15 protein-coding genes and 1 riboswitch are annotated in these 14,919 nt (G+C 37.8%); of the genes, 1 reads left to right on the top strand and 14 read right to left on the bottom strand.

Features of this window, described 5'->3' with window-relative positions; genetic code table 11:
- Positions 1-45: 45 nt before the first annotated feature.
- Entirely contained in the window at positions 46-411 is a 366-nt protein-coding gene (locus tag K9V48_RS03265) for a DoxX family protein (RefSeq protein WP_224136888.1), read from the bottom strand.
- Between the two features lie 406 nt (positions 412-817).
- Positions 818-964: a hypothetical protein gene (locus K9V48_RS03260; RefSeq protein WP_224136886.1), complete on the bottom strand. Its 147-nt coding sequence runs from the start codon at positions 962-964 to the stop codon at positions 818-820.
- A 349-nt stretch (positions 965-1,313) separates the two neighbouring features.
- On the opposite strand from K9V48_RS03260, the gene K9V48_RS03255 reads away from it, so the two are divergent.
- On the top strand, positions 1,314-1,520 hold the full coding sequence (locus K9V48_RS03255; protein WP_224136884.1) for an alpha/beta-type small acid-soluble spore protein: 207 nt from the start codon (positions 1,314-1,316) through the stop codon (positions 1,518-1,520).
- Between the two features lie 100 nt (positions 1,521-1,620).
- Here the strand turns inward: K9V48_RS03255 and purU are convergent, their stop codons facing one another.
- The 12 genes from purU to K9V48_RS03195 form a co-directional block, all read right to left on the bottom strand.
- Positions 1,621-2,490, bottom strand: a complete 870-nt coding sequence (gene purU / locus K9V48_RS03250) for a formyltetrahydrofolate deformylase (RefSeq protein WP_224136882.1) — start codon at positions 2,488-2,490, stop codon at positions 1,621-1,623.
- 85 nt (positions 2,491-2,575) lie between these two features.
- The gene (lpdA, locus tag K9V48_RS03245; protein WP_224136880.1) at positions 2,576-3,976 is read right to left on the bottom strand and encodes a dihydrolipoyl dehydrogenase; all 1,401 of its coding nucleotides are present in this window, start codon (positions 3,974-3,976) and stop codon (positions 2,576-2,578) included.
- A 248-nt stretch (positions 3,977-4,224) separates the two neighbouring features.
- Positions 4,225-4,530 (bottom strand): iron-sulfur cluster biosynthesis family protein, encoded by a 306-nt coding sequence (locus tag K9V48_RS03240; protein WP_224136878.1) that lies wholly within the window; start codon positions 4,528-4,530, stop codon positions 4,225-4,227.
- A gap of 38 nt (positions 4,531-4,568) precedes the next feature.
- A complete protein-coding gene (gene lipA, locus K9V48_RS03235; RefSeq protein WP_224136870.1) occupies positions 4,569-5,447 on the bottom strand; it encodes a lipoyl synthase in 879 nt (292 codons plus the stop codon).
- A 172-nt stretch (positions 5,448-5,619) separates the two neighbouring features.
- Positions 5,620-7,104 (bottom strand): aminomethyl-transferring glycine dehydrogenase subunit GcvPB, encoded by a 1,485-nt coding sequence (gene gcvPB / locus K9V48_RS03230; protein WP_224136868.1) that lies wholly within the window; start codon positions 7,102-7,104, stop codon positions 5,620-5,622.
- On the bottom strand, positions 7,097-8,449 hold the full coding sequence (gene gcvPA / locus K9V48_RS03225; protein ID WP_224136867.1) for an aminomethyl-transferring glycine dehydrogenase subunit GcvPA: 1,353 nt from the start codon (positions 8,447-8,449) through the stop codon (positions 7,097-7,099). The genes gcvPB and gcvPA overlap by 8 nt, the downstream gene beginning before the upstream one ends.
- A 1-nt stretch (position 8,450) precedes the next feature.
- A complete protein-coding gene (gene gcvH / locus K9V48_RS03220) occupies positions 8,451-8,846 on the bottom strand; it encodes a glycine cleavage system protein GcvH (RefSeq protein ID WP_224136865.1) in 396 nt (131 codons plus the stop codon).
- 62 nt (positions 8,847-8,908) lie between these two features.
- Positions 8,909-10,027, bottom strand: a complete 1,119-nt coding sequence (gene gcvT, locus K9V48_RS03215; RefSeq protein ID WP_224136863.1) for a glycine cleavage system aminomethyltransferase GcvT — start codon at positions 10,025-10,027, stop codon at positions 8,909-8,911.
- A gap of 14 nt (positions 10,028-10,041) precedes the next feature.
- Positions 10,042-10,923 carry an L-serine ammonia-lyase, iron-sulfur-dependent, subunit alpha gene (gene sdaAA / locus K9V48_RS03210; RefSeq protein ID WP_224136861.1) on the bottom strand — a complete coding sequence of 294 codons (882 nt, stop codon included), beginning with the start codon at positions 10,921-10,923 and terminating at the stop codon, positions 10,042-10,044.
- Complete coding sequence (locus tag K9V48_RS03205; RefSeq protein ID WP_224136858.1) at positions 10,923-11,441, bottom strand: serine dehydratase beta chain; 519 nt, start codon at positions 11,439-11,441, stop codon at positions 10,923-10,925. The genes sdaAA and K9V48_RS03205 overlap by 1 nt, the downstream gene beginning before the upstream one ends.
- Before the next feature lie 15 nt (positions 11,442-11,456).
- Positions 11,457-12,707, bottom strand: coding sequence for a serine hydroxymethyltransferase (gene glyA, locus K9V48_RS03200; RefSeq protein ID WP_224136856.1), 1,251 nt, complete (start codon positions 12,705-12,707; stop codon positions 11,457-11,459).
- Positions 12,708-13,006: 299 nt separating this feature from the next.
- Positions 13,007-13,113, bottom strand: a riboswitch (glycine riboswitch).
- A 238-nt stretch (positions 13,114-13,351) separates the two neighbouring features.
- The gene (locus K9V48_RS03195) at positions 13,352-14,737 is read right to left on the bottom strand and encodes an amino acid permease (RefSeq protein ID WP_224136854.1); all 1,386 of its coding nucleotides are present in this window, start codon (positions 14,735-14,737) and stop codon (positions 13,352-13,354) included.
- Positions 14,738-14,919: the final 182 nt, after the last annotated feature.

Genomic DNA, 14,919 nt, shown 5'->3' with positions numbered 1-14,919 from the left:
TATGATGATTCTATTTCCAAATATAGGATGAGTAAATAAGTGCGATTATGAAGCAATAAACCAACGACCATAGGCGATAAATAGTGCTAATAATAAGAATATCAAATTCAGCCAAATTGCTTTGTTTTCTTTTCTCTTAATATGAAAGCCCCCAGCAAGAATCATAATGACAGCAATTCCTACTGCTGCAAGTGGTGTTAGCCAAGTAAGTATTCCTGTTGCTTGCGGAACGATTACCCCAAGTCCTCCTAGTATCTCTGCTACCCCGATAAAAATAACCAGCCCCTTGGATGAGTCTTTTACCCACGGTAGACTTGCTTTTGATTTTTCATATTGAAATGCCTTCATTGAACCAAACATGATAAATGCCAAACCAAGAATTACTTGAATAACCCATAATGTGATATCCATTAAAAACCACTCCTTTTTATTTTGTTTGGACATTTCAGTTTTTGTTCTAATACCACAAGACTTGCTCGATTAGCAGGTTGCTTTTTTAAAAATTAATATTCCGATTGCTTATCGTTCTATAATTGCACCTTCAACTTACATAATTCAATTTTTAAAAATTGTTTCTATGAAACCTGTAACAAGTAAAATGTAAACATCCACTCTACATCATTCTTCATTTACTATCAATCATGGCATTTTTACCACCTCCATGTAGTTCCTAGAATTATTTTATTCCAAGAGTAAAAACATTAGAATTAAGTACTAAAATGTTTCATCGGTCCACTTAGATACTATGAAAAAAAGCACAAAAAAGGAAACTAATTTATCAGTTTCCTTTTCCTCAAAAATATATTGAAATTTTCGATTATTCATTCTCTTGATTCTTTGATGTTGATCTTGCTTCTTTTTTGTAGTCAGATACATTCAATACTCGGTCAATATCAAGGTATGCTTTACCAACTATTCCCTTTGCATTATGATCAGTCGGCTCTTTCCAATTTTCATTTGTCATAATTGTCCACCTCCAATTAATAATATTTTTAACGCTTTATTAATGGTTCATACAAATAATGGGTGTTATTCACTTTTTTAATTTGCTAATATATTGATTTCGTTTCGAATTCTCAGTTGGTGCTTGGTGGTTTGAATAGGCAAGAGTTACTGTTAACAGGTCTACTATCTGATTATTTTCAAATGGATAAATTTTACTGAAATTAACTAGAATAGTTCCAGTAATACGTGGAATATTATTATCAATCAACATCCACATTTCAAGAAAACGGGTTAGCCTAGAAGGTAAAGCTTGGTGCAAATCCGGCCTAACCCACCAAACAATCATTCATAGAAGGAGATGGATCAACATGGCAAGCAACGGTAATAACTCAAACCAACTAGTAGTACCTGGTGCTGCTCAAGCGATCGACCAAATGAAGTATGAAATTGCATCAGAGTTTGGTGTAAATCTTGGTGGAGAAACAACATCTCGTGCAAATGGTTCTGTAGGTGGAGAAATCACAAAACGTTTAGTATCTTTTGCTCAATCACAATTGGGTGGCGGAGCGAAATAACAACTTTAATTTCATATAATTGGCAAAAAGGCACCTTATCTGGTGCCTTTTTCATTTCCATTTTATTTATTGAACGTGAGAAACGTCTTATGAAATCAACTTATGTAAATACGATCGTTTTATTACCATGAACAAGTACTTTATCTTCAACATGCCAGGAAACGGCTTCGGCAAGAACCCTTCTTTCCACATAACGTCCGGCAATCTTTAAATCCTCTGCTGCATAACGATGATTAATCCGCTGTACATCTTGTTCAATAATTGGTCCTTCATCAAGATCATTGGTTACATAGTGTGCAGTTGCCCCAATTAACTTCACTCCGCGGTTAAACGCTCTCACATAAGGATTTGCTCCAACAAATGCTGGTAAGAAAGAGTGATGGATGTTAATGATTTGATTTGGATACTTAGAAATAAAATTTGGGGAAAGAATCTGCATATATCTTGCTAGGACAATAAAGTCTACTTTCCCTTTCAAAAGTTCTAATGCTTTCTTTTCGGCATCTTCTTTCGTTTCTTTAGACATTGGAATATGATAAAAAGGGATTCCATAACTCTCAACTACGTCTTTTAAATCTGCATGATTACTGATCACCATAGGGATTTCCACTGGAATTTCCTTGGACTTCCAGCGTAAAATAAGCTCCATAAGAGCGTGATCCATTTTGGAAACAAAGATTGCCATTCGTTTCTTTTTCTTGTTACTACTCAACTGCCAATCCAAATCATAATCCCTGGCCAACACATGTAAGTCACTTTCAAGTTGTACAAACGAAGAATCAAAGTCTTCTAAATCAAACTCGATTCTCATAAAAAATATTCCTGCTTGCGGATCTGTCGTATGTTGGTCAAAATGTACAATATTAGCTTTATGTTCTAATAAAAAGTTAGTTACAGTGGAGATAATTCCAGGCTTTTCTGGACAAGAAATTAATAATTTTGCTCTGTTACCTTCTAAGTTTGTACTCATTGTTCTTCCCCCATTTTTTAAAGTTCTATCCGTATCTTTTTATAAAAGAGAGGTTAATATCCCGTCTAATTCAAATATTTTATTATTAAGCGTGGATCGCATTACCATCTACTGCTAGTGCTGCTTCACCAATCGCTTCAGCTAATGTTGGGTGTGGGTGGATCGTATGTGCAATATCCATCGCTGTCGCATTTAATACACGAGCTAATCCTGCTTCTGTAATCATATCAGTGACATGTGGTCCAACCATATGAGCACCTAACAACTTATTTGATGCTTCATCAACAACAAGCTTAACAAAACCATCAGATTCACCAAAAACAAGTGCCTTTCCAATCGCACGGAAAGAAAATTTACCTGTTTTTACTTGATATCCCTTTTCCTTTGCCTCATCCTCTGTTAGACCAACACTCGCTACTTCCGGACTGCTGTAAACACATTTTGAAACAAGAGTTGGATCAAGTGGTGCAGGATTTTTTTCTGCCATATGTTCAATTCCGATGATTCCTTCGTGTGAAGCAACATGTGCAAGCTGTAATCCGCCAATCACATCACCAATTGCGTAAATGTTGTGTTCATTTGTTTGATAAAACTCATTTGTTTTAATAAATGCACGTTCCAATTCAATTGAAGTATTTTCAAGACCCACACCTTCTACATTTGGTGCACGTCCGACGGAAACTAATAGTTTATCTGCAGTAAATGACACTTCTTTTCCTTTATGCTCGGCCTTAATCGAAACGCCTTCACCTTTTTCTATTGTTTCTGGAAGCACTTTTGCACTTGTTACAAGTTTCACACCTTTTTTCTTCAATAGGCGCTGTACTTCCTTAGAAATCTCTTTATCCTCTGGCGGTAAAATACGATCCGCATATTCAATTACTGTTACTTGTAATCCGAAGTCAATTAGCATCGAAGCCCATTCAATTCCAATGACACCACCGCCAACAATAATTATAGATTTTGGTAGCTCCTCCATTTGAAGTGCTTCATCTGAAGTCATTACATACTTTCCATCTGCTTCTAAACCAGGAAGTGTTCTTGGACGAGATCCTGTTGCAATTAAGATATTTCGAGAGTTTAATGTGATATTCTCTTCTTCATTATTCATTTCCACAAAAACATTTTTTGACTCTAAAATAGTCCCTTTTCCCTCGTAAACATCGATTTTCCCTTTATTCATTAAATGTTGTACACCTTTAAATAAACGATCAGTAATTGCTTCTTTACGAGCCTGTACTTTTGAGAAATCAAGGCCAACTTCAGGAGCAATAACACCAAATTCTTCCGCATTTTTTGTATTTGAATAGACTTCAGCACTTCTTAATAATGCCTTACTCGGGATACATCCAGCATGCAAGCATGTTCCACCAAGCTTTCCTTTTTCCACTACTGCAGTTTTAAACCCTAATTGAGATGCGCGAATTGCAGCAACATATCCACCTGTTCCGCCACCGATGATGACAACATCGTAATCTTTTGACATGTCTTAATTCTCTCCTTCTAAAGTTGATTTTGATAGTATAGTGATGATAATCATATTATCACTATGAGAGAACTTGGATATAAGGAAATAAGATCCTGAAAAATCTTCTTAACTCTTTTTGGTCTAATAGTAAACTATTAACGCAAGTATCAACATTCTCTAGAATCTATTTCATGTCTATATTTTATTACCCCTTTATTTCGATCCAATCCCCTTTGTATCTGTACTTTCAACAGTACTTCCTTGAACTAAATAATTTCAATTGAACATGCACTCGATTCAAAGCTTTCTCCTACTAGAAAGCCTTGTTCATCTGAATAATCAATTTGCGTTTCTTCATCTAAATAACGTTTAGTAAATTTATCAATTCTAATCTGAATCTCATCGTACTCAATCACTGTATCGTTTCTTCTTGATTCATCGAAAACAAGACTAAACTTGACAGAAATCCCACATCCACCAGCTATATCAGCGTCAATCCGTGGAGAATGTTGTTCCACTAACATCTTTTCTTTTAGCTTCTTCAATGCTGCATCTGTAAGCGTAATGATCATTTAAACTCTCACGCCCTTTTATAAGTTAATTTTAATGATTACACATTTTCTTTAGCTGCTTTGACCTGCTCATCAGCATGATAGGAAGAACGTACAAGAGGACCGGCTTCACAGTGACTAAACCCTTTGGATAATGCGATTCCCTTTAGTTCATTAAACTCCTCTGGACTCCAATATTTTTTGACTTTTACATGACGTTTTGTAGGCTGTAAATATTGACCAATTGTCATAATGTCAACTTCGTTAGCACGAAGGTCATCCATCGTTTCTATGATTTCTGCCTTTGTTTCTCCTAGGCCAATCATAATGCTTGATTTCGTTGGAATACTAGTATTCATTTGTTTTGCGCGTCTCAAAAACTCAAGTGAACGTTCATAGGTTGCACGTGCACGAATTCTTGGCGTTAAACGGCTCACAGTTTCAATATTGTGATTTAAGATATCAGGTTTTGCATCCATTAATGTTTTTAAGTTGTTATATTCCCCATTCATATCAGAAGGAAGAACTTCAATGCTACAAAATGGATTGCGGCGTCTAACTGCCCGTACCGTTTCCGCAAAAATTTGAGCTCCGCCATCTTTTAAATCGTCACGAGCAACCATTGTAATCACGACATGCTTTAAGCCCATTAGCTCCACTGATTCTGCAACTCGTTCTGGCTCTTCCCAATCGAGCTCTGTCGGAAGCCCAGTTTTAACAGCACAGAATCGGCATGCACGTGTACATACACTTCCCAAAATCATAAAGGTTGCCGTTTTTCGTACAGCCCAACATTCATGAATATTAGGGCACTTTGCTTCTTCACAGACTGTATGAAGCTTTTTTTCACGCATCATTTTTTTTAAGCCTGTGTACTCTTCATTGGTATTTAATTTTATTTTAAGCCACTCTGGTTTACGAACATAATCGGTGGTCATATCTATTCACTCCTATAAAAACCGAACATAAAATTAACTGAAAAGAGTTACATTTAATACACTCAGTTCTGAATCGTTTTTATTTTATTTGAAACCACCAAGAATGTAGCGGCGAGAAGATTTCTATTTCTCATTTACCTTCATCCTTGGTGGTTCATTTTAAAAATTCATCTTAAGATTTTACGACTTCTTTTTCTGCTACTTCTTCTTTTGTATAACGTAAGATTGGTTGTCTAGCTGCTTGTACTTCATCTAATCGACCAATTATCGTTGTATGTGGTGCATCTAATACGATACCAGGATTTTCTTCCACTTCCTTCGCAATTTGTATCATGACATCTGCAAAAGCATCCATCGTTTCTTTTGACTCGGTTTCAGTCGGTTCGATCATCAGACATTCCTCAACATTAAGCGGGAAGTAGATTGTCGGTGGATGGTACCCGAAATCAAGCAGGCGTTTTGCCATATCAAGTGTTCTAACACCTAGTTTTTTCTGTCTTGAACCAGATAAAACAAATTCATGCTTACAAACTTGTGAATACGGTGCATCAAAATATGGCTCAAGTAATTTACGAAGGTAATTCGCATGAAGCACTGCACTCTCTGATACTTGTCGTAAACCAACTGGACCCATTGTACGAATATAAGTATACGCACGAACAAGAATACCAAAGTTTCCATAATAGCCTTTTACACGTCCAATTGATAACGGATGATCAGAGTTCAGTACATATTTATCACCGTCTTTTTCAACGCGAGGCACTGGTAGGTATGGAATAAGTTTCTTGTTCACACCTACTGGACCAGCGCCTGGACCGCCACCGCCATGGGGACCAGTAAACGTCTTATGAAGATTTAAATGCACGATGTCAAAGCCCATGATTCCTGGTGTTGTTTTCCCTAAAATCGCATTTGAATTTGCACCATCATAGTACAGTAATCCGCCTGCTTCATGGATAACATTAGCAATTTCCAAAATTTCTTTTTCAAACAATCCTAGTGTATTAGGGTTTGTTAGCATTAATGCTGCTGTATCACTGTCAACATGTTTCTTTAATTCCTCTAAGTCTACTAAACCATTTTCATCAGAAGGAATCGTAACTGTTTTAAATCCAGCAACTGATGCACTTGCAGGGTTTGTACCATGCGCAGAGTCAGGAACAAGTACTTTTGTTCTCTTTTCTCCCTTTTGCTCAAGATATGCTCTCACCATCATTAAGCCGGTCCATTCTCCTTGAGCCCCTGCAGAAGGTTGTAGCGTTACAGCATCCATACCTGTGATAACCGCTAACTCTTCTTGTAAATTATATAAAAGCTCTAGAGCTCCTTGTACTGTTTCTTCTGGTTGATATGGATGAATACGACTAAATCCATCTAAACGTGCCACATCTTCGTTAATTTTCGGATTATATTTCATCGTACAAGAACCAAGTGGATAGAATCCATTATCAATCCCATGGTTTTTATTAGAAAGCGCTGTATAGTGGCGCACAAGTTGAAGTTCCGATACTTCTGGAAGCTCTGCTGCTTCATCACGGATCAAATGCTTTGGAAGTTTATCTTCTAAATTGACTGTGCTAACATCACTTTCCGGAAGGCTTGAACCGACACGGCCTGGACGACTGATTTCAAAAATTACATCATTATACTCAACCATTTACAACGTCCTCCAATACTTTTACAAATTGGTCAATCTCTTCTTTTGATCGTTGTTCTGTTACGGCAATAAGCATTTGGTTGTCAAAGCCGTAATCAATACCTAAGTCATATCCACCGATGATTCCAGCTTCAAGAGCTTTTTCATTAATTTCCTTAACCGGACGAGGAAGCTCCACCACAAATTCATTAAAGAATGGTGATTGATTCTTAATATTAAATCCTTTTTCTTGTAAACGTTTTGCCATGTAATCAGCCTTCTCAAAATTCAGCTGTGCCATATGACGGATTCCTTGCTTTCCAAGGGCTGTCATGCAAATAGAAGAAGCAAGTGCATTTAATGCCTGATTAGAACAAATATTAGATGTCGCTTTATCACGACGAATATGTTGTTCACGTGCTTGTAGTGTTAATACAAATCCACGTTTTCCTTGTTCATCAGTTGTTTGTCCTACAATACGTCCTGGTATTTTACGCATGAATTTTTTACTAACTGCAAAATATCCGCAATGTGGACCACCAAAGGACATTGGTATTCCTAATGGTTGCATATCACCGATCACAATATCTGCTCCAAGTTTACCTGGTGCTTGTAACAGCGCTAGTGCAAGTGGATTTGCACTTACAATTAACAGTGCTCCGTTTGCTTCTGCAATTTTCTTAATTTCTGCTAAATCTTCAATTGATCCGAAGAAGTTCGGGTATTGAACGATTACCGCAGCAACATCTTTACCAATTTGTTCCTGCAATTTCACTAAATCTGTAGCATCAGTAGCAAGATCTACTTCTTCAACAGTGTATCCTTGACCTGTTGAAACCGGATTTATAATCGCGCGTGATTCAGGATGAACTGCTTTTGATACAAGCACTTTTGAACGTTTTGTTGAAGCAACTGCAAGTGACGCAGCTTCTGCAAGTGATGTAAACCCATCGTACATTGAAGAATTGGCAACATCCATTCCTGTCAATTCACTTACCATCGTTTGAAATTCAAAAATAGCTTGTAACTCACCTTGGCTGATTTCTGGTTGATATGGTGTATAAGCTGTGTAAAATTCAGACCTTGAAATCATATGATCTACTACACTTGGAATGTAATGATCATATGTGCCCGCACCTAGAAAAATCGGGTAGTTATTTGCATTTTTATTTTGTGATGAAAGCTGAATCATTCTTTTCATAAGAAGTAGTTCAGACTCCGCATCAGGAATATCTAATTCTCCATCTAAACGAATTTCAGCTGGAATGTCTTCAAACAACTCATCTATTGAAGAAACATTTAAAACGTCAAGCATTTCCTTTTGATCTTGTTCCGTATCTGGAAGGTATCTATATGTTGCTGTCATATTATTCCTCTCCCTCATTAATGAATGCTTGGTACTCTTCTTCTTTTAAAAGAGATTCTAATTCTTCAAGATTGGAAACTTCTACTTCTACTAACCAACCTGCATCATATGGATGTTCGTTAATTGTCTCAGGAGCATCTTCTAATACCTCATTTACACTAACAACTGTTCCAGATACAGGAGAGAACAATTCAGAAACCGCTTTAACAGATTCGATCGTTCCCATCGTTTCATCTGCTGTTACTTCATCATCGATTTCCGGAATTTCAACAAATACGATATCTCCTAATGCTTTTTGTGCATAATCAGTAATTCCGACTCGAACTTTATTTCCTTCTAATTGTAGTACCCACTCATGTTCCTTGCTATATAGTAAGTTTGCAGTTGCGTTTGTCATTATAATTCCTTCCTTCCACTTAAGCTTTAGTATTTTAATATTTTTTTAATCAGACGATAACTCTATGAATTAACCTTTTTATAGAACGGTGTTTTTACAACAACTGCGTCAATTTTCTTATTGCGCACTTCCACCTTTAGTTGCGTCCCCTCTTTAGCATGTTCTGCGGATACTAGAGCAAGCCCTAGGCTTTTCTTTAAAGAGGGAGAATGTGTCCCAGATGTAATAAAGCCAATTTCCTCTTCCCACGATGTAAACACTTTGTAACCATGACGAGGAATCCCTCTTCCAGTCACTTCAATCCCAACTAATTTTCGGTTTAATCCGACTGTTTTCTCTTTTACAAGTGCCTCTTTGCCGATAAAATCACTTTCTTTGTTCGTTTTTACTGCAAAACCGATTCCTGCTTCAAGTGGGCTAATCTCTTTTGAAAGCTCTTGGCCATATAGCGCTAGACTCGCTTCAAAGCGAAGAGTATCACGTGCACCAAGTCCGCATGGTTTTAAGCCGTTTTCCTTTCCTACTTCGAGAAGCTTCTCCCAAAGTGCTACGGCCTTATCCGCTGCAAAATAAAGTTCAAAGCCATCCTCTCCTGTGTAACCTGTACGGGATACAAGAATATCTGTAATTCCACCAAGATTGACACGTTGAGCAAATTTGAAGAAGCCGATTTCGCTTAAGTCTGTTTCGGTTAATTTTTGTAAAATAACTTCTGCATTTGGACCTTGAAGAGCGAGCAACGCAATATCATTTGAGATGTTTTCAAGCGTCACGTCTCCTTTTACATGCTGCTGCATCCACTCGTAATCTTTCTCATTATTTGCCGCATTAATCACGAGTAAATACTTTTCACTCTCTAACTTGTAAACTAGTAAGTCATCGATTGTGCCTCCATCTGGGTAACACATTGCTGTATATTGTGCTTGATTGATCTGAAGCTTTGACACATCATTTGTTACAAGATAGTTGATATAGCTTTCTGCGTCTTTCCCTTCAACAATCACTTCTCCCATATGAGAGACATCAAAAAGCCCTGCTTCATTTCGGACAGCCTCATGTTCTTCTAAAATACTTGAAAAATGTACTGGTAGTGCCCATCCTCCAAAATCAATCACTTTTGCACCGAACTTCTCATATGTTTCAAAAAGTGGTGTTCGCTTTAATGCTACTTCTGTACTCATTGATACACCCCCGATTAAGATTGCTTACAAAATAGCTGTTCTTTTACCCTTTTACCTGTTTCTGTCATCGCTAGACCTCCAAGCGCTGTTTCCCGAAGTGTCCGCGGCATCTCTTTGCCAACCTTATACATTGCTTCAATTACTTCATCACACGGAATGCGACTTTCAATACCAGCAAGGGATAAATCGGCCGCTGAAAATGCAATAGATGTTCCAATCACATTTCGCTTAATGCAAGGCACTTCAACAAGCCCTGCAACCGGATCACAAACTAAGCCTAAGAGTGACTTCATAGCAATCGCTGTTGCATTCACTGCTTGTTCTGGTGTGCCCCCTTTTAATTCAACAATCGTCCCTGCTGCCATGGCCGTTGCAGAACCAACCTCTGCTTGGCATCCTCCTGCTGCTCCTGAAATAAAGGAACGGTTTGCAATCACATACCCAAGTGCACTGGCTGTAAATAATCCCATTACTAAATCTATATAAGAAGCGTTATCATTTTTGTGTAGAGAAAACAATACGCCAGGTAAAATACCGGCCGCTCCAGCTGTTGGAGTAGCCACAATGACCCCCATTCGTGCATTACTTTCAGATGTAGCCAGTGAGTAGGTCATCGCATCGCTAATATAATTTCCTGATAGAGCTTTGCCTTGATTCACATAATCGTGCATTTTAACAGCATCGCCACCAGAGATGCCACTTGGTGCAGCTGAGGCATCTGTTGTCCCGCTCTCAACAGCTTCCTTCATTTTAATTAATCGTGCTTCCATCATGCTCATGATTGTTTCTTTATCTTTCCCCGACTTCGCGACTTCCATCATCAGCATGATTTCACCGATGCTTTTTTGTTCGCGCGCGCAAACTTCAATCAGCTCATTCATTGATCGAATTTCCATTATACCGCCCCCACTATCGCTTCTTTCACCACATACGGACGGTAGCGTGCTGCAAGTGTCGAAAAATCATCACTTGTGCTTAAACGAATATCAAAGCTTTCGTCATTAATCATAAAGATTTTAGATAAACCACCCCCAAGTGATACACCGCCTACCTTTACTACGAGATCTCCACGTTTCGCCGTCACAACCGTTGTATTGGGGTGTTCATAATACGGACAGTTATCTTCAAACTGAAATTTATAGGACAGTCCATACTCTCTAGTCAGCTCGATTGCATGTTTAATTTGGGAATCATCTGTATCCAGTCCAATCAATCCACCAAGAAGTGCTTTATCTGTTCCATGACCTTGATATGTTTCTGCAAAGGAATCATAAAAAACAATTTCCGCTTCTTCAGGACAACCCTCCAATAGTTCATAAACAAACTTGCCTATTGATACGACACCTGCTGTATGAGAACTTGAAGGTCCTACCATAATTGGACCGATAATATCAAAACAACTTTGAAATTCCATGATCATGCTCCTTTCTCAAACAGTGATTGGTTGCTGAAAAATTGGATATTTATCACAAATTCCTTTAGTTGTTTCTTTTGCTTGTTCAAGAACGTCTGGGTCACCTTTACTCTTTAAAACAGCAGCAATAACTTTACCAATTTGCACCATTTCTTGTTCTTTCATTCCACGTGTTGTTAATGCTGCAGTTCCCATACGGATTCCACTTGTTACAAACGGACTTTGAGGGTCATATGGAATTGTGTTTTTGTTTACAGTAATTCCTGCCTCTTCAAGTAGTTTCTCTGCTTCTTTTCCTGTTAAATCCCATGGACGCACGTCCAGTAAGACGATATGATTATCTGTTCCGTCAGAAACAAGGGCTGCTCCTTCTTTCTTTAATGCTTCACCAAGTGTTTTTGCATTTTCAATAACTTGTTGTGCATATTGTTTAAAGCTCGGTTGTAATGCTTCTTGAAATGCAACCGCTTTAGCTGCAATGATGTGCATGAGCGGACCACCTTGAATTCCTGGGAAAACAGATTTATTAATGGCTTTAATAAGCTCCTCATCGTTTGTTAAAATAATTCCGCCACGAGGTCCTCTTAATGTTTTATGCGTTGTACTTGTCACTACATCTGCATAAGGGATTGGTGATGGATGTAAACCTGCTGCTACAAGCCCCGCAATATGTGCCATATCAACCATGAATTTAGCGCCAATACTATCGGCAATTTCTCTAAAACGAGCAAAATCAATCGTTCTTGTATATGCACTTGCACCTGCAATGATTAATTTCGGTTTTTCCTTTTTTGCAATAGCTTCAAGTTCATCGTAGTCAATTAATTGAGTATCTTCTCGCACCCCATAAGACACAATCTCAAACCATTTTCCTGAAATACTAACAGGACTACCATGAGTTAAGTGTCCACCATGTGATAGATTCATCCCCATCACTTTATCACCAGGTTGTAGTAATGTGTAAAAAACCGCTAGATTTGCTTGTGCACCTGAATGTGGTTGAACATTTGCATATTTGGCTCCAAACAGCTCAGTTAATCGATCAATAGCTGCTTTCTCTGCCACGTCGACAAACTCACATCCACCATAGTAACGTTTCCCTGGATAACCTTCTGCATATTTATTAGTCATCACACTTCCCATTGCTTCTAATACATCAGGACTTACAAAGTTTTCAGAAGCAATCAACTCAAGTGTTTGAAGTTGACGATTTTCCTCATTCTTAATGGCTTCAAAAATTGTAGAATCATTATCTCGCAAACTCATTTCTACTCCTCCTTGGCTTTAATAGATTTACTTCGGCTACAAAACTAACTAATTCTGAAAGTTACAGTGTCGCAAAAAACATTTCAATTGTTTGCTCACTACAGACTTCCTTATTTCAAGAATAATGTAGCGTTGCTATATGCTTTTCTGTCCTTTTTTTGCATGCAAAAAAAGGACAGAAAAGGGTAGCGTAGCTTTCTCTACCCTTCTCTGTCCTTTTACCTGAGAGTTTAACTCCATTATTTAATGGAGCCTTCCCCTTTGGTGGCGTACTACTTTATACGCTCTCTCCAGAGGTGCGTCCGGTTGTGGTTCCATCTACCTGAGAGATTTGTTCCAAGGGTCTTTTTGGAACTTGCTCCTTCGGTGGCTTGTCTATCTTATTGCTCTCTCCCACAACCGTCATCCGCTAATATTTAATTTTCGTTATATTCAGAATAATCTTTAGAAACGAGAATGTCAACCCTTTTGTAACCGTTAACATTTTATTTTTCGAAATTATTATTTTACAAATGGCACATTGTGTTCATCCATATCACTCAAGGCTCCTTGTTTCATCAGTTTTATCGTTTTTTGATAGTTGACTATTTTTACCGTAAGTGAAGTAAATAACTCAAGGGACGTGGATTTTTGTCCGTTGTCTTTTAATTTCCCGCTACCTTTTCCTGATTCACCTGATCTACATGATTCGCCTTCGGTTTCATCTTATAAATCACAAGCAGTAAAATAAACCAAACAGGAGTTACGAACAAAGAAACACGGGTATCTTCCGCAAGTCCAAGCACAACAAGAACAAACGATAAGAAAGCAAGGATCAAATAATTAGAAAATGGATAAAGTGGCAATTTAAATTTGTTCACTTTCGCTAGATCTGGTCTTGTTTTGCGGTATTTCAAATGACTGATGACAGTAATTCCCCAAATAAAGATGAAACATACTGTAGAAATACTTGTAATCAGCGTAAATACTCCTTCTGGCATTACATAGTTCAAAACGACGGAAACTAGAATGACGATAGTTGAAAAGAACAATGCATTAGAAGGTACTTTACGGGCATTAAGTTTTGCAAATGGTACAGGTGCATTTTTATCTTTGGCAAGTGAGTATACCATCCGGCTTGTACTAAAAATGGCGCTGTTACATGCTGAAGCTGCGGATGTTAGGACAACAAAATTGACGATACCAGCAGCTGCAGCGATACCAACTGCTACGAAGACTTGGACGAATGGGCTTTCCGTTGGGATGATTGCGTTCCACGGATAAACACTCATAATGACAATAAGTGCGCCAATGTAGAAAATTATGATCCGAATAGGAATACTATTGATTGCTTTTGGGATAACTTTTTCTGGGTCTTTTGTTTCACCTGCTGTAAGTCCTACAAGTTCAATGCCAACAAACGCAAACACTACCATCTGGAATGAGAGGATAAAACCATTTATACCATTTGGGAACATGCCCCCGTGGCCCCATATATTCGTGAAACTGGCTTCGCCTGAATTAGTGGAAAAGCCTTTAATAATCATGAAAATACCGATAACAATTAGTCCTAGAATCGCGATGACTTTAATTAATGCGAACCAGAATTCCATTTCACCAAAAAGTTTTACGGTTGCAAGGTTCATAAATAATAAAATGACAAGCGCAATTAATCCTGGCATCCACTGTGGTACAGATGGAAACCAATACTGGGTATAGAGACCAACTGCTGTTAAGTCGGCCATTGCGATTGAAACCCAACAAAACCAGTAAGTCCAGCCGGTTACAAATGCTGCCATATCACCTAAATAATCTCTTACAAAGTCAACAAAAGAATGATAGTTCAAATTGGATAAGAGTAGTTCTCCAAGTGCACGCATGATTAAAAAGCAAATGACGCCTGTAATCAAGTAAGCAAATAAAATCGATGGTCCTGCTAAATGAATAGATTTTCCTGCTCCTAGAAATAATCCCGTTCCGATTGCTCCACCAATAGCGATTAGTTGTACGTGCCTGTTTTTGAGACCTCTTTCCAATTTTTCTTCCTGCATACAATTTCCCCTCTCTTATTTTTTAGGATGCTTGTAATTTTTTGGAGATTTGAAATATTTTAATAATAAATTCAAATCATATAATTGCAAATTAATATCCCAATAAAAGTTTAATATATAATCAGTTAATTAAAAAAAGCGCTTACAATTTTGAATGAAGTAAATACTCAATAGGGTCAGCA

The sequence above is a fragment of the Metabacillus rhizolycopersici genome (assembly GCF_020075705.1).
This window is presented reverse-complemented; position numbering and strand designations above follow the sequence as displayed.

Coding starts and splice junctions, on each gene's coding strand:
- gcvPA (WP_224136867.1), bottom strand. CDS start 8,449: ATGACAGCAACATATAGATACCTTCCAGATACGGAACAAGATCAAAAG.
- sdaAA (WP_224136861.1), bottom strand. CDS start 10,923: ATGGAAATTCGATCAATGAATGAGCTGATTGAAGTTTGCGCGCGCGAA.
- gcvT (WP_224136863.1), bottom strand. CDS start 10,027: ATGAGTACAGAAGTAGCATTAAAGCGAACACCACTTTTTGAAACATAT.
- gcvH (WP_224136865.1), bottom strand. CDS start 8,846: ATGACAAACGCAACTGCAAACTTACTATATAGCAAGGAACATGAGTGG.
- gcvPB (WP_224136868.1), bottom strand. CDS start 7,104: ATGGTTGAGTATAATGATGTAATTTTTGAAATCAGTCGTCCAGGCCGT.
- glyA (WP_224136856.1), bottom strand. CDS start 12,707: ATGAGTTTGCGAGATAATGATTCTACAATTTTTGAAGCCATTAAGAAT.
- K9V48_RS03260 (WP_224136886.1), bottom strand. CDS start 964: ATGACAAATGAAAATTGGAAAGAGCCGACTGATCATAATGCAAAGGGA.
- lpdA (WP_224136880.1), bottom strand. CDS start 3,976: ATGTCAAAAGATTACGATGTTGTCATCATCGGTGGCGGAACAGGTGGA.
- K9V48_RS03205 (WP_224136858.1), bottom strand. CDS start 11,441: ATGGAATTTCAAAGTTGTTTTGATATTATCGGTCCAATTATGGTAGGA.
- K9V48_RS03265 (WP_224136888.1), bottom strand. CDS start 411: ATGGATATCACATTATGGGTTATTCAAGTAATTCTTGGTTTGGCATTT.
- K9V48_RS03240 (WP_224136878.1), bottom strand. CDS start 4,530: ATGATCATTACGCTTACAGATGCAGCATTGAAGAAGCTAAAAGAAAAG.
- K9V48_RS03195 (WP_224136854.1), bottom strand. CDS start 14,737: ATGCAGGAAGAAAAATTGGAAAGAGGTCTCAAAAACAGGCACGTACAA.
- purU (WP_224136882.1), bottom strand. CDS start 2,490: ATGAGTACAAACTTAGAAGGTAACAGAGCAAAATTATTAATTTCTTGT.
- lipA (WP_224136870.1), bottom strand. CDS start 5,447: ATGACCACCGATTATGTTCGTAAACCAGAGTGGCTTAAAATAAAATTA.
- K9V48_RS03255 (WP_224136884.1), top strand. CDS start 1,314: ATGGCAAGCAACGGTAATAACTCAAACCAACTAGTAGTACCTGGTGCT.